Origin of the sequence: Flagellimonas sp. CMM7, from assembly GCF_021390195.1 — a bacterium.
In the GTDB taxonomy this organism is placed as follows: domain Bacteria; phylum Bacteroidota; class Bacteroidia; order Flavobacteriales; family Flavobacteriaceae; genus Flagellimonas.
Map to the genome: position 1 here is coordinate 2,553,344 of NZ_CP090003.1, position 21,390 is coordinate 2,574,733.

The 21,390-nt window shown below is 38.4% G+C and carries 13 protein-coding genes; 5 read left to right on the plus strand and 8 right to left on the minus strand.

Features of this window, described 5'->3' with window-relative positions; all coding sequences use genetic code 11:
* Positions 1-4: 4 nt before the first annotated feature.
* From bglX to LV704_RS11655, 8 genes are all read right to left on the minus strand, one after another.
* Positions 5-2,278, minus strand: a complete 2,274-nt coding sequence (gene bglX / locus LV704_RS11620) for a beta-glucosidase BglX (RefSeq protein ID WP_163419934.1) — start codon at positions 2,276-2,278, stop codon at positions 5-7.
* Between the two features lie 53 nt (positions 2,279-2,331).
* Entirely contained in the window at positions 2,332-3,711 is a 1,380-nt protein-coding gene (locus LV704_RS11625) for a glucoamylase family protein (RefSeq protein ID WP_163419932.1), read from the minus strand.
* Entirely contained in the window at positions 3,704-5,080 is a 1,377-nt protein-coding gene (locus tag LV704_RS11630) for a glucoamylase family protein (protein ID WP_163419930.1), read from the minus strand. The genes LV704_RS11625 and LV704_RS11630 overlap by 8 nt, the downstream gene beginning before the upstream one ends.
* Before the next feature lie 57 nt (positions 5,081-5,137).
* Positions 5,138-6,919 (minus strand): LamG-like jellyroll fold domain-containing protein, encoded by a 1,782-nt coding sequence (locus LV704_RS11635; protein ID WP_163419928.1) that lies wholly within the window; start codon positions 6,917-6,919, stop codon positions 5,138-5,140.
* A gap of 30 nt (positions 6,920-6,949) precedes the next feature.
* Positions 6,950-8,491: a RagB/SusD family nutrient uptake outer membrane protein gene (locus LV704_RS11640; protein ID WP_163419926.1), complete on the minus strand. Its 1,542-nt coding sequence runs from the start codon at positions 8,489-8,491 to the stop codon at positions 6,950-6,952.
* A gap of 11 nt (positions 8,492-8,502) precedes the next feature.
* The gene (locus tag LV704_RS11645; protein WP_163419924.1) at positions 8,503-11,526 is read right to left on the minus strand and encodes a TonB-dependent receptor; all 3,024 of its coding nucleotides are present in this window, start codon (positions 11,524-11,526) and stop codon (positions 8,503-8,505) included.
* Between the two features lie 234 nt (positions 11,527-11,760).
* Positions 11,761-12,327: a hypothetical protein gene (locus LV704_RS11650; RefSeq protein WP_233782030.1), complete on the minus strand. Its 567-nt coding sequence runs from the start codon at positions 12,325-12,327 to the stop codon at positions 11,761-11,763.
* 20 nt (positions 12,328-12,347) lie between these two features.
* Positions 12,348-14,516, minus strand: a complete 2,169-nt coding sequence (locus tag LV704_RS11655) for a Two component regulator three Y domain-containing protein (RefSeq protein ID WP_233782031.1) — start codon at positions 14,514-14,516, stop codon at positions 12,348-12,350.
* Between the two features lie 372 nt (positions 14,517-14,888).
* Between LV704_RS11655 and LV704_RS11660 the strand changes: the two genes are divergently transcribed.
* From LV704_RS11660 to LV704_RS11680, 5 genes are all read left to right on the plus strand, one after another.
* Entirely contained in the window at positions 14,889-15,191 is a 303-nt protein-coding gene (locus tag LV704_RS11660; RefSeq protein ID WP_163419921.1) for a hypothetical protein, read from the plus strand.
* 218 nt (positions 15,192-15,409) lie between these two features.
* Positions 15,410-16,099, plus strand: a complete 690-nt coding sequence (locus LV704_RS11665) for an ABC transporter ATP-binding protein (protein ID WP_163419919.1) — start codon at positions 15,410-15,412, stop codon at positions 16,097-16,099.
* Between the two features lie 9 nt (positions 16,100-16,108).
* A complete protein-coding gene (locus LV704_RS11670; RefSeq protein WP_163419917.1) occupies positions 16,109-18,607 on the plus strand; it encodes a TonB-dependent receptor domain-containing protein in 2,499 nt (832 codons plus the stop codon).
* Positions 18,608-18,609: 2 nt separating this feature from the next.
* The gene (locus LV704_RS11675) at positions 18,610-20,049 is read left to right on the plus strand and encodes a DUF3526 domain-containing protein (protein ID WP_163419915.1); all 1,440 of its coding nucleotides are present in this window, start codon (positions 18,610-18,612) and stop codon (positions 20,047-20,049) included.
* The gene (locus tag LV704_RS11680) at positions 20,050-21,390 is read left to right on the plus strand and encodes a DUF3526 domain-containing protein (RefSeq protein WP_163419913.1); all 1,341 of its coding nucleotides are present in this window, start codon (positions 20,050-20,052) and stop codon (positions 21,388-21,390) included. It begins immediately after the preceding gene.

The following is a 21,390-nucleotide window of genomic DNA, read 5'->3' on the forward strand; positions in this document are numbered from 1 at the left end:
TTAATTAGTTTAGGGTGAATGACTGTTTTAAGTTGCAATTGGAATCAGTTCCCATGAAAACCTCAAATTCACCAGGTTCTGCAACAAATTCCATTGAGCTATTATAAAATTTTAAATCATCAGGTGAGAGTTGGATGGTGACCGTTTTCTGCTCTCCTTTTTTCAGGAATACCTTTTTAAAACCTTTTAATTGCCTTATGGGAGGGGTAATGCTACGTACTACATCCCTTATATAGAGCTGCACCACCTCTTCACCATCGTAGTTACCTGTATTTGTTAGTGTGATACTTGCATTTATGGTTTCGCCTTGGTTGATTTTAGTCTTGTCCAAAGTCAAATTCGAATATTTAAATGCGGTATAACTAAGACCATAACCAAACGAAAGCAAAGGTGCGTTGGGAGAATCCAAATAATTGGATTTGAATTTCTCAAATTTTTGGGATGCTGGTCTACCCGTATTTTTCACACTATGGTAAATCGGTATTTGCCCTACATTTCTGGGCCATGTTGCCGTAAGTTTTCCAGAAGGGTTATAATTACCAAAGACAACATCGGCAACTGCATTTCCCGCTTCCACTCCAGGGTGCCAAACTTGTAAAATGGCAACTGGCAAGTCAAATTCTTCGGGAATAGTCAATGGACGACCACTCATGAGTACTAACGCAACAGGCTTGCCTGTGTCAACCAATGCCCTGATTAGCTTTTTCTGACTTTCTGGAATGGAAATATCAGTTCTACTGGCTGCTTCCCCACTCATTTCTGTTGCCTCACCTACTACAGCCACTATCACATCAGATTTGTTAGCTGCAATCAATGCATCTTTAAGAAGTTTTTCTGGGGATTTTGGGTCAATTTCAATTCTTGGGCCAAATACATTGACCTTTTTTGCAAATTCGTTATTATCAGAAATATTTGCCCCTTTTGCAATACTGATATCTGCTGTTGGAGCTACGTTTTTAAATCCTTCTACGATGGTCACCGCTAAATCAGAATCCCCCGTAGGAGCCCATGTACCTAACATATTTTTTCTGCTATCTGCTAAAGGACCAACTAATGCTATTTTGCTATTTTTTTTAAGCGGTAAAATATCATTATGGTTTTTCAACAATACAAAAGATCTAGCGGCCACTTGTCTTGCAGTTTGGCGATGCTCTTTTGTTAGAATAGTTTCTTTGGGGCGGTTACTATCCAAATATCGATAAGGATCATCAAACAATCCTAATTTGTATTTGGCCTCTAAAACTCTTTTACAAGCGGTTGTTATTTCAGCTTCTGTTACTTTGCCTTCGGCAATGGATTTGTTTAACGTGCTAAGAAAACCTTCCCCAACCATATCCATGTCCAAGCCTGCTTTTAGCGCTAAAGCAGATACGGATTGTAAATCTCCAAGACCATGAGCTATCATTTCATTAACAGAAGTATAGTCGGATACCACAAAACCGGTAAAACCCCATTGGTTTCGCAACACATCATTTAACAGCCATTTGTTTCCCGTGGCGGGAACTCCATCAATATCATTGAAGGATGTCATTACACTAAAAACACCGGCTTCAACAGCTGCTTTATAAGGAGGTAAGTATTGGTTGAACATTTTAATTCTACCCATATCAACAGTGTGGTAGTCGCGTCCTGCTTCTGGTGCGCCGTAAAGTGCAAAATGCTTTACACAGGCCAACATGGTATTGGCAACAGAGATATCTTCTCCTTGGTATCCTTTTACCATAGCTTTCGCTATAGCAGAACCGAGGTAGGGGTCTTCTCCAGCACCCTCGGCAATACGTCCCCAGCGAGGATCTCTGGCAACATCCACCATTGGTGAAAAATTCCAATTAATACCATCAGCGGTAGCTTCAATGGCAGCGATACGAGCTGTTTTTTGGATTAACTCCATGTCCCAACTGCATGATGTGCCCAAAGGTATAGGGAAAGTGGTTTTATAGCCATGTATTACATCAGAGCCAATGAGTAAGGGGATTTTAAGACGACTATGATTTACGGCCATTTGTTGAGCAATACGTATTCTATCTGGACCAGATACCCCAAATAAGCCTCCAACTTGACCTGCTTTTATTTTTTGTTCAACGTTTTTACTTACCACAGCACCCGTTGCGACACCTCCACCAGGTGTAAGTAAATTTAATTGCCCAATTTTTTCATCCAATGTCATTTTATCCAATAAGGCTTCAATATATTGGATTTTTCCATCAGTTTGTCCGTACGAAAAAACAGTTATGTTGAAATAAAAGATAATACTAGTAATGATACTTCTTGTGTTCATTTATGAAGTTTTGAGGATACTCCTTTTGATTTTTTAAAAGCTGATAGGATTAATTACTGTGTTGAAAAGCCCAACTTGTCCAGACCATTCTGAACATCTTCATTTTGCATAAATAGGTCCCATAAAAGCTCCGTTCTATAATTTTCTATCATGATGATAATAGGTCCTTGATCAATGGCCAAGTATGCCTCAGCTACCCAATCATTATATTCCGGGCTAAATGCATCATAAAACCCGGCTGGCCCTAAAAGCTTTTCTTTTTTACTATAAAAATGATGTAGTGCCTTTAAGGATTCTGTTGGGGTATAGGGTATGGAACTAATAGCTGCAGTTGGGGAGATTATACCAGTGTCATTTGTAGGGTGGTGAGCATTATAACCCAAACCGCCATCAGTGTTTCGTGTATAACTTGCGGTAAGTCCCCAACAATCTTCACCATAACCTTTGAAATTCTTTGGGTTTTCAACACAGTAGCTGTAGTTAATTTTAGAATGATTTACATTGACATCCCAATAGTTTACATAATCATCTGTGAGGTTTTTCGGATTTAAACCTAGATATGAATAGTGGGCCCAAAATAATGGACCACCAAACTCATTTGAACCGGCATGTCTTACCAATAGGGGAAATCCATATTTGTTGTTAGGATAAGTAATGTTTCCGTTGGAAGCCCATCCATTTGTATAAACTTCTTTTGCAATACTATGGTCTGGTGAAGCTGCTGCAAGAACATAAGCAATTAGAACTTCGTTATATCCTTTAAGTTCCAGGTTTATGGCAAAGCCTAGATTTGGACTCCAATGCCAATACAGTGCATCGTTGTTTTGAGTATACCAATCCCATTCAACACCTTTCCAAAGATCATCTGCTTTTTGTGCTAGAACTTTTTCTTCATCTGTTCCGTTTTTCAAATATTCCTTGATACAGATTAAGCCTTGGGTCAAAAATGCGGTCTCAACAAGATCTCCCCCGTTATCGTTTGGACTAAAAGGAATTACTGAGCCGTTGGAACCATTTATCCAATGCGGCCAAGCCCCATGAAACCGATCTGTCGTTTCTAGAAAGTCTAGAAGAGTAGTTAATCGTTCAATACCCTCACTTCTTGTAATAAAACCTCTTTCAATACCCACTACAATTGCCATGAGTCCAAATCCTGTACCTCCTGAGGTAACTATTTGAGCATCTCTAGTTGGGTCATTTGGATGATATCTTTCTTTAGCCCCTCCTGAATTACTTTCTGCAAAATCCCAGAAATATTTGAAGGTTTCCTTTTGGGTTAGTGTCAATAATTCTTCATCTGAGATCTGAGGTACTTCATCAGGTACTTCACTGGTACCATCATCTGGGAATTCGGGAGGAGTGTAGGTATAATCATCCTTGCCACATGAAAGAAGCAGACAACTTATTAAAATAAAAAGGGAAAGTCTATTCATCAACTTTTAAATAGGGGCTTTGGAAATCCAATTTTTTCAAACCTTTCTGAATGTCTTCATTCGCCATAAACAATTTCCAGAACAAACCTGATCTATAGTTTTCAATCATTACTGGTATTGGACCTTGGTCTATGGCCAAATATCTTGGTAGAAACCAGTTTTTTTCATGACTAAAGGCGTCAAAAGGACCAAACTTACCAATCAAGCTATCTTGGTCCACATACAAATGCCTTAAGAACTGCATGCTTTCCTTTGGTGTATAAGGCATAGAAGAAAGCGCTGCTGTGGGTGATATAACTCCAAGATCCTTATTTGGTCTATGCGCGGCATAACCATCAACAGAGTAACTTGAGGTCAATCCCCAATAGTTTTCACCATACCCTTTATATTTTTTTGGATTTTCTACACAATGTTTGTAATGGATAAGGGCATGATTGGTATTTAGTTTCCAATAATCGCCATATTGATCGGTAAGCCCGTTTGGATTCAATCCCAAATACGAATAATGAGCCCAAAACAGTGGGCCTACAGGAGAGGAATCATGCTCATAGTGGTTCAGTTCGGTATCCAAATCGTAGTACATGATACTTTTTGTGATATCTCCATTTCTTCCCCATCCTTTTTCATAAACCTCTTTCCTTATGGGGTGGGTGGGAGACGATGCTCCTAAAATATACATGATAAGGGCTTCATTATATCCGCCAACTGGAAAATTCATTTCCCATCCGTAGTTAGGGCTCCAATGCCAGTAAAGAACATCTTCACCATTTTTGGTATACCAATCCCATTCTACTTCTTCCCAAAGTTTTTGAATTTTTTGAGCCAGTTCTTGTTCTCTTTTATTCCCGTCTTTAAAATATTGTTTTACTGTAAGCAATCCTTGGATTAAAAAAGCGGTTTCCACCAGATCCCCACCTTCATCCTTGGTACTGAAGGGGGTGGTTTTTCCGCTGGATAGCAGCCAGTGTGGCCAAGCACCATGATATCGATCTGCAGAAGCTAGAAAATCAACAGCTTTTTCAAAACGTTCCAATGCTTGTTGTCTGGTTATAAATCTACGTTCTACACCAACCAATATGGCCATAAGACCAAAGCCTGAACCTCCAGTGGTAATGATATCCTTATCATGTGTGGGATAAATGTTGTCAAGGTGTATGCGCTCTCGGGCTAGACCAGAAATGGGTTCAGCACCGCTCCAGAAATATTCAAAGGTTTGCCGTTGAACCATGTCCATCAATTCTTCGTCTGAAAAGGCTGGCTTAACGATATTTTGGGCAACCAATGCTTTTTCTTTAGTAGTTTTTTGGCCATTGCACCCCGCTACTAAAGATGCAACAGCCAAGAAAACTGAAATTAAAACTAACCTCATAAGTAATAAAAACTAACTAATTCAAATATTTTATTCTGTTCTTAGACTGTATTTAGATTACAAATCTGAATTTCTGACACTTTGCACTTCTCCTTGAGATAATGCTTTGTCAAACAATCGTAATTCATCTATGTAGCTTAAATCGGATAAGTGATTCCATTGATTAAACCTTGGTGCACCTGAGCCAATGGACAGTATGTCGCAACCGGTCCAATCTATTCCCGTAAAATCTCCTTGTGCTACTACTTCTCCGTCTATATATACCACACATTCTGTATTGGAAATGGTAAAGGCCAAATGAACCCAATCTGCGGTGTCTGACGGTATGGAGGCCGTTGCTCCACCATCAAACCAGCTATCTGCTGTTCCGTTGCCTACATTTAGTTTGAAAATCTGTCCATCGCCGCCTGCTTCCCTAAAGAAGCGGAAACCATTTGTTCTTAGATTCTGAATATCTGGATATTCTGCGCCTTCTGTATCTGGAGGCCCCATAACCAGTATTCCAGCTCTATCGGGATCTGCGTTTATTTTATACCACATAGTTGCACTAAATTCACCTGTGGTCAATCCATTGGTTGGAAACGTTAGATATGCATCTGTTGCTCCGGCATAGGCATCACTTCCTGAGGCACTTTCTCCAGCAAAGCTGGGAGTGCCAACAACAGAGGCATCACTGCTGGTAAACATTTCTGTATTATTTCCATCAAAAGGCATATAGAACATTTCTGCATCAAAAGAACCAACAAAACCACCTGCTTCTGCGGTCATTATACTTTGGATTTCAGATTGTGGAAGTACTCTGTTGAACATTCGCAGTTCGTCCATACTACTGCCATCATATTTATGGTTCCATCCAGAAAAACGAGGTTCTCCAGACATAATGGAAAGCAAATCACAATTGGTCCAATCCACACCGTCAAAATCACCTTGGCTTACAATCTGGCCATTTATGTAAACGGTAGCTTGGTTTTGTGAAATAGTAAATGCCATATGAGTCCAATCGGTACCTGGGGCAACATCTGCAGCTGCACCACCATCAAACCAAGATTCTCCTGCTCCAGTACCTACATTAAGTTTAAACCGTTGGTTTCCTCCTGCGTTTTCGCGGAAAAATCTAAATCCATTTTGACGATTATTTTGGGCATCAGGATTGGCCTCATCTGGAGGACCTATAACCAAAATACCTGCTCTATCTGGATCAGCGTTTACTTTGTACCAAAAAATAGCACTAAATTCATTTGTTAACATGCCGTCTGTAGGCAAGGTGAGATAGGAATCCGGGGCGCCTGCATAGGCATTGATGCCAACAAATCCTTCACCAGTGAATCCTGGGTCTCCAACTTTATCAGCTTGACGAATGTTTACTAAATCAAAGTTGTCCCCATCAAAGGGCATGTAGAGCGTTTCTCCGGCATATAGAGGTGTGTAGGCCGGTTCTTTTTCAAAGTTAACAGAGGAGGAAGTGGTTTTACCGTCTAAATCTGTAGCCCTGATAATTAACTCGTGAGTACCGTCTGTTAATTGATCATAAACGAAATCATCAATCAGGACGCGACGATAGTCCTTGAAACTATTGAAATCTCCAATTTTAGTTCCATCCAATAGTATTTCGATAGAGGCAACCTCAATATCGTCTGTTACTTCAAAATCTACAGTTATTGAAGTCACGACCTCCAGTACTTTTATTTTGCTACCTTCTGTTGGGGAGTTAATTACAACTGCCGGAGCTGATGCATCGGCGCCGGAATCTACTGCGGTAATGCTATCTATGCCTTGTTCACATCCCAAAAGAAATGACATGGCTATTATATAAAAACCTAGTTGTTTTAAATGTTTCATTGGTTTTTGTTTTAATTATTTCGTGTTCAATTATTTATCTAGGATAGGAAATTGGTCTACTTGAGCCTGAGGGTAGGGAAGGAAACTCTTATCTTCTGTAAATGTTCTTCCATCATAACTTAACTCGTTCACTCTTCCTAACCTAATCATATCATAGTAGCGTTTGCCCCATTCCATACCTAACTCGGCAAACTTCTCGTCAATCACCTGATCTAATGTTACTCCTGATAAGGCTGACATTCCAGCTCGTTGTCTTACCAGGTTTACAGCTTGATCAGCTGTCATACCAGAAGCAGAGGCTCCTTGAGTCAACGCTTCGGCATAAACCAATAGGATTTCAGCATATCGGATTATGTTGTAGTTTTTATTACTGCCATACGATGTTCTTCCAGAGATTAATTGATTTGAAGGTAAATAGTGCTTGCCGCTGGCAAAGAGTGCTCTTGCATAGTCGTTAATAATATCGCCATCTCTAGTTGTGTTTGAAACAAAAGCTGGTAAGGTGGCATAGTTTGGATCGGCCTGAATTTCGGCAATGCCTCTATCCGTAAACAGAACACTGGTTTCCAACCTTGTTGTTTCCCCTCGATCCAGCATAAATTTGATGAATTTCATACTGGGTTCATAGAACCCCCATCCACTTGCTGCTCCATCCACTGCGGGTGTCCAACCTTGTGGGCCATAAGGGGCGTAAAGATGTGATTCTCTATCACCTTCTCCCTGCCCAAAATCAGAATACTGCATATCTAAAATGCTCTCGTCACTTAGTTTTCCGGGTATTTTGAAAAGCTCATAAAAATCTGGGAACAAACTAAATTCATTGGAGTTTATAATTTGGCCTGCGGCATCTGCAACTGCTTGATAGTTGCCTAGTTCTTGATTTGCCAAAGCTTTTATAGCCAATGCAGTATAAAGCGTTACACCACCAGGGAGATCTTGCCTTTTATTAGGGTGCGTATCCAACAAAAAGGGCATGGCCTCATCCATTTGATCTGAGATATGTTGCATTACTTCTTCTTGAGTAGGAAGAACTTCCACATCAAAAAGTTCTGCGGTATCTGAAGATGTAGGAATGAAAACTTCACCCCAAACTCGAGAAATATGGAAAAGCATAATGGCACGAATTACCTTGGCTTCTGCAATATATTGATCACCTAAAGCCTTGCCTGCATCATCTGCCAATTCTTGATATCTCATGATTTGATCCATAGCAGTATGAGAAGTGATGACGTCCACATATACATTCTCCCAAAGTGAATTGTACATCCAGTAATCTTTGTTGTAGTTGAAGAGATCTGTCTCAGCAAAATCTTGTTGATCACCCAAACCTCCGGCATTTACATCATCTCCACGGACGGAAATTAGAAGAGGTTGTTCCCATCCGCGTGATTGAAAAGCTTCATACACTCCTATGATGGAGAGTGTCATATCTTCTGTCTTTGTAAAATCTGTTCCCCCTGCAAAATTGTTGTTCAATTCAGGTTCTTCCAGTTTGTCCGAGCATCCGATAACAACCATTAAAAGGCTAGCTATCAGGGTTATTGCTTTTGTTCTTTTAGATAGTTTTTTCATAGTAACTTTTTTTAAATTTTGACATTTACACCTATGGTGTACACGGCAGGTATTGGGTAAGTTTGGTTGTCTACACCATTTGCTACTTCGGGGTTAAACCCATTGTAGTTAAACAGCGTTAATGGCTTTTCAGCAGTGGCATATATTCGTACTTGTGGTATTCCTTTATGTTGGCCATTTTTATTGATAGTATACCCAAGTGTTATGTTTTGGATTCTAAAGAAGTCCCCATCCTCAACAAAAAAATCGTTCAAGCGTTGGTTCCAACCTTTTCTAATTCCCGCAGAAGAAGGATAACTATTGGTTGTTCCCTCCCCGTGCCAACGGTTAACTGCAAAATCTCGATCCCAGTTGGTATCATTGGTAAAAATAACTTCGCCACGTTTACGGTTTAAAATGGAGTTTCCACCTTGCCCGATTCCGCTTGCTGAAAAATCCCAATTTTTATAGTTGAAACCTATATTTATTCCAAAGGAATAGGAAGGCAAAAATGAACCCAGCACAGTTCTGTCATCATCGGTAATATCTCCATCACCGTTGATATCTCTATAGATAAAATCACCTGGTGCCAAGTCATTGGCAACAGCTACCGGATCTGCCTGGATTTGAGCATCATTTTGATATACCCCAATTACTTCTCTGCCGAAAAAGGCAAAAATGGATTCTCCTACTATGGATCGTTGGCGGAACTCGGCACTACCGGCATCCAAGAATTCGGCGCCACCTAGTCCCAATACTTCGTTGTCCAAGGTTGTAAAATTGCCTCCAATACTATAGCTGAAATCTTCGGATACCCGTTTATCCCAGTTAATGGCTATTTCCAAGCCTGTATTTCGTATTTCACCTACATTTTGTCTTGTTGCACCTGGAATAAGCGGTCTTAGCACAGGTATTACTGCATCTTTTGTGTCCCTAACATAATAGTCAGCTTCAATGGACAAATTGTTATTAAGCAATCGAGCAGTAAGTCCGGCATTGATTTCTTCAGTAACCTCCCATTTTAGGGCGGTAAAATCACTACTGGTGTTTAATCCACTAAAAAGGATATCCCCCAAGGCCGTTGTAACTACCTCTGAGGTAATTGAGCCTTCGCTGGAAGGAACTCTATCATTACCCAATTCTCCCCAACTACCTCTCAATTTTAAAAAATCGAATATGCCGTTGTTTTCCATAAAAGATTCACCTGTCAATACCCAACCTACACCTACGGTAGGGAAGTAACCCCATTTTTCTTGATATTTATTAGTACCGTCCGCTCTGAAAGTCCCATATAATAGGTAGCGGTTATCATAGTTGTAGTTAACCCTTCCAAAATATGAGAAACCAAATTCCCTGGCACCACCATCAAAAGTGTCTTCTTGGACAATTGTTTGGGCAAGGTTGATAAAGTATGATTCTTCTCCCGTCAGTGGAAAATTTAAGCCTCTAGCCTGTAGAAGATCAAACGCTTCATCCCTAAATGAAGTTCCTGCCAACGCAGTTAAGTTGTGTTTGCCAAATGATTCGGTATAGGTCAACGTATTGTCCCAAATTTGATTGGATATTGTAATATTTCGTTTTAAAAGATTTGCGTCAACACGTTGGAAATTATCACCAATGAAATAGGGTAATCTAACTTCACGACGGTTTATACTTTCAAAATTGTGATTGTAAGCTGTTCTAAACTTCAATTTTTCGGGAACCAAATCAATTTCTGCATAAAAGTTTGCCAACACATTCTTTATTTTTTCTCGATTCTCACTAAAGTCCATTGTTGGGAATGGGTTTTGACCTCCTCGATAGCCTAAATCTTGAGCGTTGGCATAATTTGTTGGAAAAACTTCGGGGTTTTCAGCAAGTATGGGATCAAAGACTGGTAATATTGGTACAGCAAAGTAGGCTAGGCGCCAAGCCGAATTTTCGGCATCATAGCGAGTTGCATTGCTGAATACAACATTACCACCCACTTTTAACCAATCATTTACTTTAAAATCTAATTTACTTCTTAGATTAAAACGTTCATATTCATTTTTCATTTTTAGAAGGCCTCCTTGCTCAAAATAGTTTGCTCCAATGGCGTACGTGGCATCCTCACTGCCTCCCGTAATACCAATACTATGGTTTTGTATCAAAGCAACTCGCATTACTTCATCGTACCAATCTGTATTTACATCAGGAATATTCGGATTTACTCTGCTTCTCCCGTAGCGTTGCATCGCATTTAGAATAAACTGAGCATCTGGATCGGACCCAGATTCTAATGCCAAAGTAGTAAACTGCTCAGCGTTTGCCATGGCGAGTACATTTTGAGGTACTTGATATCCAGTATAGCCATCATAGGTTATTTGTGGTTTTTGATTTCGGGATCCGGACTTTGTTTCTATTAAGACTACACCGTTCGCGGCACGCACACCATAAATTGCGGCTGCGGAGGCATCTTTTAAAATTGACATAGATTCTATATCCGCAGGATTTAAAAAATCAATGTCATCAAAAAACGCACCGTCAACAACAAATAGAGGGCCTGAAGCACCTGTATTATATGAGCCAATTCCGCGTACCCTAACTGTGGGTGATTGTCCTGGTCCTCCGTTGTTTACTATTTGGACTCCGGCTACCCGTCCTTGTATTGCTTGCATAGCTTGCCCAACGGGAGCTAAATCCAGTACTTCTGAATCAACGGTTACAATAGAAGAGGTGAGGTCTTTTACTTTTAACTCTCCATACCCAACTACCACTACTTCATCCAAAACATTTGTGTCTTCCTGAAGTGTTACATTAATGGTGGTTTGGCCATTGATATCAATTTCCTGCGGGCTAAAGCCTATATAGCTAAATATTAAAGTGCCGTTATCAGACACGTTGTTTAGAATGTAATTTCCATCAAAATCAGTTTGTACCCCTGTAGTAGTAGCTTTTAAGATGACATTTGCCCCAGGCAAAGGCTGCCCTTCACTATCAGAAACAGTTCCAGATACCGTAATGTTGTTTTGTGAGAAAAGCACAGCTTGAAACAACATAAACGAGATTAACAATAAGACGCTTCTAATTTTCATAATTGTTCAAAGATTGAGTTATATTTTTGCTAAATTATTAAAGAGGCTGCTCGTTGGTGCGCAATACGATTACATAAAAAATACATCATGGAAAGAATGCCCAATTCTTCCCACCTATGGGGCTTTGCAGTAGAGAAGGTGTTAAAAAGAACTTGAAAATTTAACACTGTGATGTGGTAATGATGTAGTAGAAAAATAGCTTCTTTTTACAATAAATTTATAACCTAGGTAGCATTAGAAGGTTATTAAAAAGTTAGATAGGTTTTTTGTACTATCAATCTGTAGTTTTTTTCTTAATCTATACCGATGTATTTCCACACCTCTAATTGTAATAGCCATAAGAGGTGCAATTTCTTTGGTAGAGAGGTTCATCTTTAGGTACGCACATAATTTTAGGTCTTTTGGAGTTAAGGTTGGATATTTTTTTAAAAGACGTTCGAAAAAATCTTCATGTAACTCTTTAAAGTTTACCTCAAATCTTTTCCAGTCTTCCGTATCCTTTACTGAATTATTTAATTTTTTGATAAAAGACCTGTATCGTTGAGAATTAGAGAATTTATCCTTGTGCAGTACAAGCATGTTTTTTAATTCTAAAATCATCTCATTCTTTTTGGCAATATTCAAAGTTGTGCTTGCCAATTCGTTTTGTTTGAGCTTGATTTCTTTTGCTAACTTTTCTTTTTCAAGTGTGGCCAATTTCTCTTTTTGTTCCTTTTTCATTTGCAACTCAAGCTCCTCTCGTTTTCGTTCCAATTTCCTCGCATTGTACCATCTAACTATAAAGACACCCGCTATAGCCATTAAGATGTAAAGAGCAATACTTATCTTGGAAAGGTACCAAGGGGGGATATTTTAAATTCTACGGTACTTGGAGAGGAGGTTTCATTATCAATGCCTACCGTTGAAACATTGAAAAAATAGTCTCCATAGGGAAGGTTCTGAAAGTTGATAAAACCATTAGTTGCATACGCCTCATAATTTTTAGGGCCTTTTAATTTATAATGGTAACGGGGTTGTATCAGTTCTGGAGAGGCTACTTCAATGGTTATATCGTGTGAATATTTAAAAGGGATTTTTAAGGCATTCTGATTTACAGTATGAGTATCTTTTTCGTCTTTTATAAAATTCAATGTGGGAGTTGGTAAAGCGAAACTATCCAACTGTTTTTGAAATTGTGAACGATTGATTTTTGCAAAACCATCACTTAATGTGATGAAAGCTAGACTATCGCTCAGTTTTATCATGTTTTGTGAATCCGATACCAGTCTTTCGCGCAACTGAAGATCAGTAATCAATAAGCTATCTGTTTTAAGGTTTGTATGGATAATTTCTTTCTCTTCTTCGTTGTCCACAAACCAGAAATAACTGTCATCAAAAAATAAAAGTTCCTTGTTATTAAATTTTTGAAACTCTTCAAAAAGGATGATGCGGTCAAGAATAGGGTCATATTTGTACCATGTTTTATCATTGAAGAAAACAATCTGGTTTTTAATGTTGTATATTTTGATGTTAAACTCACTTGGTGCATTTTCACCTATATATTGCTTTATGCTAACTACTTCATCAAAATCATTGTTAATGTGGATTCTATAAAACCCTTTGTAGGGATGTGCCGCCCATAGAATATTTGGAGTTTCAAAACATAATTGCTTTATAGGAAAGTTGACATCTCCATCTACTTTGGTAACTTCCCACGAATCATCTTCCCTCTTTTTGTATTTAACAAGTCCATTGTATGTTCCTTGCATGTATGAGGAATTTTGTTCAGGTATTTTCTTAATCTCATAACCACCTGAAAAAGAGGAAACTTTTTCAAGTTTTGTATGGTTGAGTTTATAAGTGCCCGTGTTGTGTCCGCAAAATAAATTGTCAGCAACAACTTCCAAGTCCCAAACATGACCTTGGGAACCTTCTACAAATTTTAGTTCATTATTTTCAAAATAAAACACTCCAGTATTGCTGCCAACATAAAGTTTGTTGTTATGAAAAGCCATATCATATACCATTCCCAATGTTCCATAGTAATCGGTATAATACGTTATTGGGTTGTTGAGTCTTACCCTTGCTATTCCATTGTCAAGCCCCAACCATAACTGATTGTTGAATTGGAGCATTGCAAGAACTGTGTTGTTTTGTAACCCAGATTCTTTATTTAGCACTTGTGAGGTCTGCGTATCTGGGTCAAAAAGATAAACTCCGTTTTTAATTGTTCCGAACGCTATTTTTTTTGTGGTGAGATTGAGTATTTTATTTAATTGGTGCATTTTCAATTCGTCATTCACCATTGCTTTCCATGGTTCCAGTTTTGCATCATCCAATAAGTAACATCCATTGAGTTTAGTTCCGATCAATAGGCCGTTTTCAATTATGACCATATCGGTAATCGTTTTGTCCACTAATAATCCTTGATTGTCCAAAGGAACTATAGCTTCGTCCTTTATCTCAAAAAGCCCTTCGGTTCCGGCGGCCACAATGATTCTATTTTTATAAGCAATGATATCAGAAATAATTTCTTGAGGGTCTATAACCGTAATTTTATCATTTTCATAGATATAGATTGCTGAAAAAGACCTAAACAAAATTTTGTTGTCAACCTGAAGAATTTCCCAAAACTCCTCACTAGTAAACAAATGGTTTTTGATTAGATGGGTCAATGATGTGTATTCCAGAACTCCAGTTTTATTTTTTTTCCAAAACCCAAATTCTTCATAGGACCCGGTATATATCCGATCACCCACTGATGCCGCAGATCGTATAATGGTATTGTTTGGCAACTTGTTAAGACTCCATTTTTCGCCATTAAAATAGAGGAGTCCCTTATTGTTGGCCACAAAAAGCTCACCTTTTTCATTCACGGACAATCCCCAATTTTTGCTTGCTCCTTTATACTCCAGAGGTTTGTAATTATAAATAGGAGGAAGCAAGTTTTGTGCAATGGTCAGTGCGGGAATTAAATATAAAAGGATAAGTATTTTAGAGGAATTCAACATTTAGGTTTACTGCTTAAGTATGAAAAGTATAGGTTGCTTAAAATGAATATACAAAACTATATGTATTGAAAAAGTGAATAACCTATGCTTAACCTTAGTTTTTGAAATGTTTTTCTACATCATTAATACTTCATAATTTATAAAAGAAAGAAAATGAATATTCTACATGACCTTTGTGGGGTCTGCAGCATCGTTTTCATTTCTACGGATTTATCCCATTCTTCTTTTTTTGAATTTGGAGATGTTCTCCAAAAGAGATTTGAGGATAGATTATAGCCAATATCTCGCTCTGTAATCTTATGCTGGAAAGTTGGTGATATCGAATCTTTACTTTTGCAGAAATCAAGAAATTGAATAGTTTTACACTTCACAATGAAAAAACCTGAACAGTTAATCTTATTCCTTTTTGTAACCCTGTTTTTGTCTTCAAAGGTTGCAGGGCTTCATGTGCTTACACATGATACGGATGATGTTGATGTTCAGCATTGCGAGCTTTGTGATGTAACATCTTCCATAAGTTTTACCCCACTATTATCAACGGATAATGAATTTTCCTCACCAGGGAATACCCTTTTTATTGAGTCCAAACATATTAAGGGAACCGAGCTAGTTGTTTTTTACAAGAAACTCTTAGAAAATTCTAGCTTATCTAGACCACCTCCACAAATTTCTTAAACCATTTTTAATTTTCAATTAAGCACTGGAAGGACTACTGATGTTTTTTTCATGGCATGATGTAGATGACATTCTTTTGTAATATGAAGATGCCATTGAGATCATAGCTGCTTGTTTTGGAATTAGGATGGAATATCTCACACAAAAGGAGCTGCGTAATTCCCATCGCTTGATGGTATGAGCGGTCGATTCAATTAATCAATTTTAACAAAATATTTATGCTTAAAGCAGTTAATGTGACTAAGTCGTACAACGGCAAAGTCGCTTTAAAAGACATTTCATTTGAAGTAGGCAGAGGAGAGATTTTTTGTCTTTTAGGCCAAAATGGTGCTGGAAAGACCACAACGATAAACATCTTTCTGGGGTTCATAGAAAAAGATGGAGGTCAAGCCTTTGTTGGTAATAAGGAAGTGGGGAAGGATAAAATAAATCAACTTACCGCTTATATCCCAGAAACTGTACAGTTGTACAGTAACTTATCTGGGATAGAGAATTTGGATTTCTTCAGCCGTTTAGCAGGCTTCACCTACACTACACAACAACTAGAAGAATTTTTAACCAAAACGGGCTTACAGCAAGATGCGCAGCACAAACGCTTGTCATCTTACTCCAAAGGCATGCGCCAAAAAGTTGGAATTGCCGTGGCACTGGCTAAAAATGCGGAGGTCATTTTTATGGATGAGCCCACATCTGGCTTGGACCCTAAAGCCACTGCCGAATTCACTAAAATATGCAAAGAACTTGCAGGCTTAGGTAAGGTCATTTTTATGGCTACTCATGACATTTTCAATGCGGTTGAATTGGGTACAACCATAGGTATTATGAAAGAGGGTGTCTTAGCACAACAACTAAAAGCTAACGAAATAGACGCAGGCCAATTAAATCAACTGTATTTAGAAACTATATAATAACCAAAAATGAAAAAATATATCCTATTAACTATTGCATTGCTAACCCTTCAATTATCGGTTGGACAGCTAAGTGTAAAAGGCAAAATAACAGATCAGCAAGGCAATGCAGTATTTGGAGCAACTATTTCGTATAACAATACTGATACTGGTAAATATGGCGGAGCTGTAACTGAGCAAGACGGAAATTTTAATCTTGAATTACCTCAGACAGGGGCGTATCAATTAAAGATAGATTACATTGGTATGCGGTCCCAAAGCTTCGATTATACCTTTGATGAAGAAAAGGAATATGATTTGGGTATGCTTGTTTTAGAAGAAAGCCTACAACAATTACAATCTGTAGAGGTGATAGGTAGAGCAAGACAAGATTACAATAGCGACTACTCCTTTTCCGCAACTAAAGTTGCCATTAAAAACAGGGAGTTACCGCAGGCAGTGGCAACTGTCACTAAAGAACTTTTGGCCGACAGACAGGCTTTTCAATTAACAGATGCGGTAAAAACCGTAAGTAATGTTGCTATTACCGGCCTTTACAATCATTACAATATTAGAGGTATCACTCAGGCTGATGACGGACAAGTGTTAAACGGTATGCGTACACGTCAGTACTACTTTTTGCAGCCCATTACCTCTCACCTTGAGAGGGTGGAAGTGATTAAAGGGCCTTCGTCAGTAACTTTTTCTAGTGCTGACCCAGGTGGTACAGTGAATATGGTAACCAAAAAGCCATTGTTCGAAAAACGTAATGAGGTGTCCGTGGCAGCAGGTAGTTTCGGTACGTTGAGAGCTACAGCAGATTTTACAGGGCCTTTAAACGACTCTAAAACGCTATTGTATCGTTTTAATGCTGCTTTTCAAGAGGCTGATTCATTTAGAGACGTTGTAAACAACAATGCCTTTTTAATTTCACCCTCTTTAAGTTATATCCCTAACGATAACACATCGCTGAATGTGGAAATGATTTATAACAATGCTGAAGGTAATTTGGATAGAGGACAACCCATTTTTGGAGCAATCAATGGTGAGTTTGATTTGAATAGCACCCCGATTACCCGAAATGTTGGAGCATCAAGTGATCATTACAAAAACAAGGAGTTTATTTTCATGACCAACTTCAGCAAAAAGTTTACCGAAAACTTTGGGTTTAATGCCCAATACATGAAACAGACTTGGGATGAAGATTTAGCAGAGCACAGAGTTGATGGTACAGCAGTTGATATTGATGGCAATGTGATTCCTACACTTGCAAGAATGAGGTATGATGAGAGACAACAATTTTGGGAAACAGATAATTTCAGTGGGTTTTTTAATTTCGACATTAAGAAGGGTAAGGTAACCAACAAACTATTGGTAGGGTACGATGCTACACGTTGGGAAAGAAAAATTGGTGCTGGATTCCTTCGTGCCCGAAGGTATTTAACCGTCAGTGGAGGCCAGTCGAATTTTGACCCAGATAATCCGGATAACTTTCAACAAATGGTTGTTGATGGTGTAACCATGCCGGTGCCTGCAGTTCCTCATTTTAATCTCGAAGACCCTTTCAATGGCGCAAGAAATACAAATGCTTATAATCTTGCTGAATTAACGATTCCTGCCAATCTTAATACAAGTAATGGTATATATATTCAAAACCAATTCAAGATTGGAAAGTTTTCTGCCTTGGTTAATTTAAGATACGAATGGTTCAAAGATATTTTCGACTATGAAGGCGATGAACAAGAATTTAAAGCCAATTCTTTGATTCCGAGATTAGGTTTGACCTATGAAATCAACAAGGACATTAGTGCTTATGCAACCTATTTAGAAGGTTTTCAGCCACATACGAATACGGTATCGTTGTCGCCAACGGCGGAAGGTTTCTTTTGGGCAGCCTCGCCAGGCAGATTTGACCCACTGGAAAGTAACTTAAAAGAAGTTGGTTTTAAAGGCGAATTTATGAACGGAAAAGTATTTGCCAACTTAGCCATTTTTGAAATTACCCAAAAAAATCTCTTGCTTGGTGATACCTATGATTTAGATAACCTAACAACGAGAGGTGAGCAACGCAGTAGAGGTTTTGAGATGGATATTTCTGGTTATGTGTCACCAAATTTTCAATTGATAGCTTCTTATGGCTATAACGATGCAGAAATTGTGGAAGATGCTATTGAAGAATTTATTGGAGAACGTATTGGAGGTGCCCCAAAGCACAATGCAAATTTTTGGACACGTTACGATTTTGTCAATGAAGCTTTAAGAGGCATTGGAGTTGGTTTTGGTGCTCAATATGTTGACGAAAGATTTACTTGGTACAATCCTACTTACGACACAGGTAGGGTATTATTGCCAGACTATACCGTATTTGATGCTGCTGTATACTATAAACCAAATAATACAGGTATCCAGTTGACTTTGAAAGTAAATAATTTGTTTGATGAAACCTATTGGTTAGGAGGCCTCAACCCTTCAAGGTTAGGCCCTGGAGCACCAAGGAACGTCTTGTTGAATGCCACATATAAGTTTTAAAGATGCGTAAAAAAGTAATCTATTTATTGGCGCGTCAGTTATGGATAGATGCCTTTAGGTCAAAGGTGATGCAATTAGCCTCAATTTTATTGGGGCTATTGCTAGCCTTTTCTATCTATACGGGTTGGCAGAATTACCATGATCAGAATTTTACCCGAGATTTAATTCAAGATGAGGTAAGGGAAAGTTGGGAGAGCAACCCAGATAAGCACCCCCATAGAATGGCACACTATGGTTCTTTCGCCTTGCGATTAAAACATGTACTGAGTGTATTTGACCTAGGAATGGAAAACTTTGTGGGAAATGCTGTTTTTTTAGAAGCTCATAAACAAAATACCGTGAACTTTTCTGAAGCTAGCATGTCTACAGGTCTGCTTCGTTTTGGAGAAGTAAGTCTGGCCATGTTGCTTAAGGTAATTGCCCCCTTGCTTATTTTCTATTTAGGCTTTGCAACCATATCAGGAGAAAGGGAGAGCGGAACCTTAAAACTTTTAATAGGACAAGGTATTATTAGAAAAGAGATAGTTTTTGGTAAGTGGCTGGGATTATGGAGTTTGTCTTTGGTTTTTCTGATAACTGTTTTTACAATATTACTTTTTTTCGTCGTTCTGGAAGGACATGAAGTACAGCACGCAAGTAGTTTTTCAAGATATCTCGTTTTGCTAGTGGCCTACTGGCTATTTTTTGGAGTTTTAAGTGCGATCACCATTTTGGTTTCGGCCTTTAGCAAAACAGCCAAAGGCGCCTTGGTAAAACTATTGGGCATTTGGTTGTTGTTTGTCATAGTGCTTCCTAAATCACTTCAGGCCATGGGGTATTATCTATATCCTACCCCGTCTAAAATTGAGATGGAAACTGCTGTGGAACATGACTTAAAAAAACTTGGAGACAGCCATAATCCAGATGACCCACATTTCAAAGCCCTAAGGGATTCTGTGCTTAAAGCACATAATGTAGATAAAGTGGATGACCTGCCATTTAACTATAGTGGATTTATTATGGCTCAAGGTGAAGATTTGAGCACTCACGTCTACTTGGAACATCAAAATAAACTTTACAATGTTTATAGCAAACAGAATGATGTAGAGCGTTTATCTGCCTTTATAAATCCGTATACCGCTATTAAAAATTTATCCATGGCCTTTTCCGGAACAGATTTCAAGTCTTTTCTACACTTTAAAGAAAAAGCGGAAGCATATCGATTCAATCTAGCACAGGAAATGAACCAGTTGCAAATGGATTTGATCCCAAATAGAGGTAAGGCTGGACCAAGTAAAATTTCTAATACCTACTGGAAGGAATTCCCTCCTTTCGAGTATCGTTTTTTAAAGTTATCTGAGGTGGTTCACAATGAAATGACATCACTATTGGCACTTATCCTATGGAGTGTTTTAGTAGTACTGGGATTACTTCGATTATCAACTAAATTAAAAGCTATTTAAATGATTAAATTATTGTTTAAATCCTTTTTTAGGACAAAAATTTTCGTGGTTAGCTTGGTGTTGCTGCTAACTGTTGGAGTCATTAGTATTCTAATAGGCAAGCAATATTTGGTGAAACAAGAAAAGGCGATAGTAGCCGCAGAAAAATTTCAGGAAAAGAGCATTGAGAACAATGTACAGTATCATAAAGAAGATTTAGGCCTATTGCTATATTATTTGCGATTTACGCTAATAAAACAGCCTGCCAGTCTTAGTGCTATTTCAATCGGTCAGAGCGATGTAAATCCAATTTTACAGGCGGTTACCATTCGTGGACTGGAAGGGCAGAAATATGATACCGACTTTGAGAATCCATCGTTGTTAATGTCCGGTAATCTAGATTTGGGCTTCGTGATAATTTACCTATTTCCATTGGTATTGATTGCCCTTACATTTAATCTTTATTCGGAAGAAAAAGAATTGGGTACTTGGCGAATGCTAGCGGCACAGACCAAAAACAAGATGATATTTCTATTACAAAAGCTTGGAATACGGGTACTGTTTGTTTTTGTTCTTTTACTTCTTCTGATTTTGTTGGCCAGCGCAATTCTGCAGATTGAGTATGATCAAAACCTTTTAGCGTTTGCCATTCAAGGCTTTTTGTATTTATCATTTTGGAGTGCACTGTGCCTTTTAGTGGTCTCTTTTAGGAAAAAATCGAGCTTTAATGCTATCGGATTGATTGCTATATGGGTCGTGCTGACTATTTTGTTTCCCGCGATAATAAACAATTACGTCCTAAATAAGTATCAAGTGCCCGAAGCGCTACATGCTATGTTAGAACAACGTGATGGTTATCATGAAAAGTGGGATTTGGAAAAAGATGTTACCATGAATGTGTTTTTTGAGGATTACCCACAATTCAAAAAACACGCGGTTCCAGAAGACAGATTTAGTTGGATATGGTACTATGGTATGCAGTATATGGGTGATAAAGAATCGCATAATACCAGTTTAGAAATGGCGAATAAAATTCTGATGCGAAACAAGGTTAGTGAACAAGTAGCATTGTTTGTACCCACAATGCACGCTCAGTTAAGCTTCAATAAATTGGCTGGAACCGATATGTTAAGTCACTTGGACTTTTTGGATGCCTTAACTGACTTTCATTCAAATCTAAGACTTGGCTTTTATCCTGAAATTTTCAATGAACAATCAGCAGATGTTATTGATTGGAAAAAACATCAAGCGAAATACCATGAACTTAATGGTGATTTTAGTTGGGTTTTAATTTTGTTACCAACACTTATAATTACATTGCTGATAGGTGGTATTGGCATATTAAATCTAAAAAAGGTATAA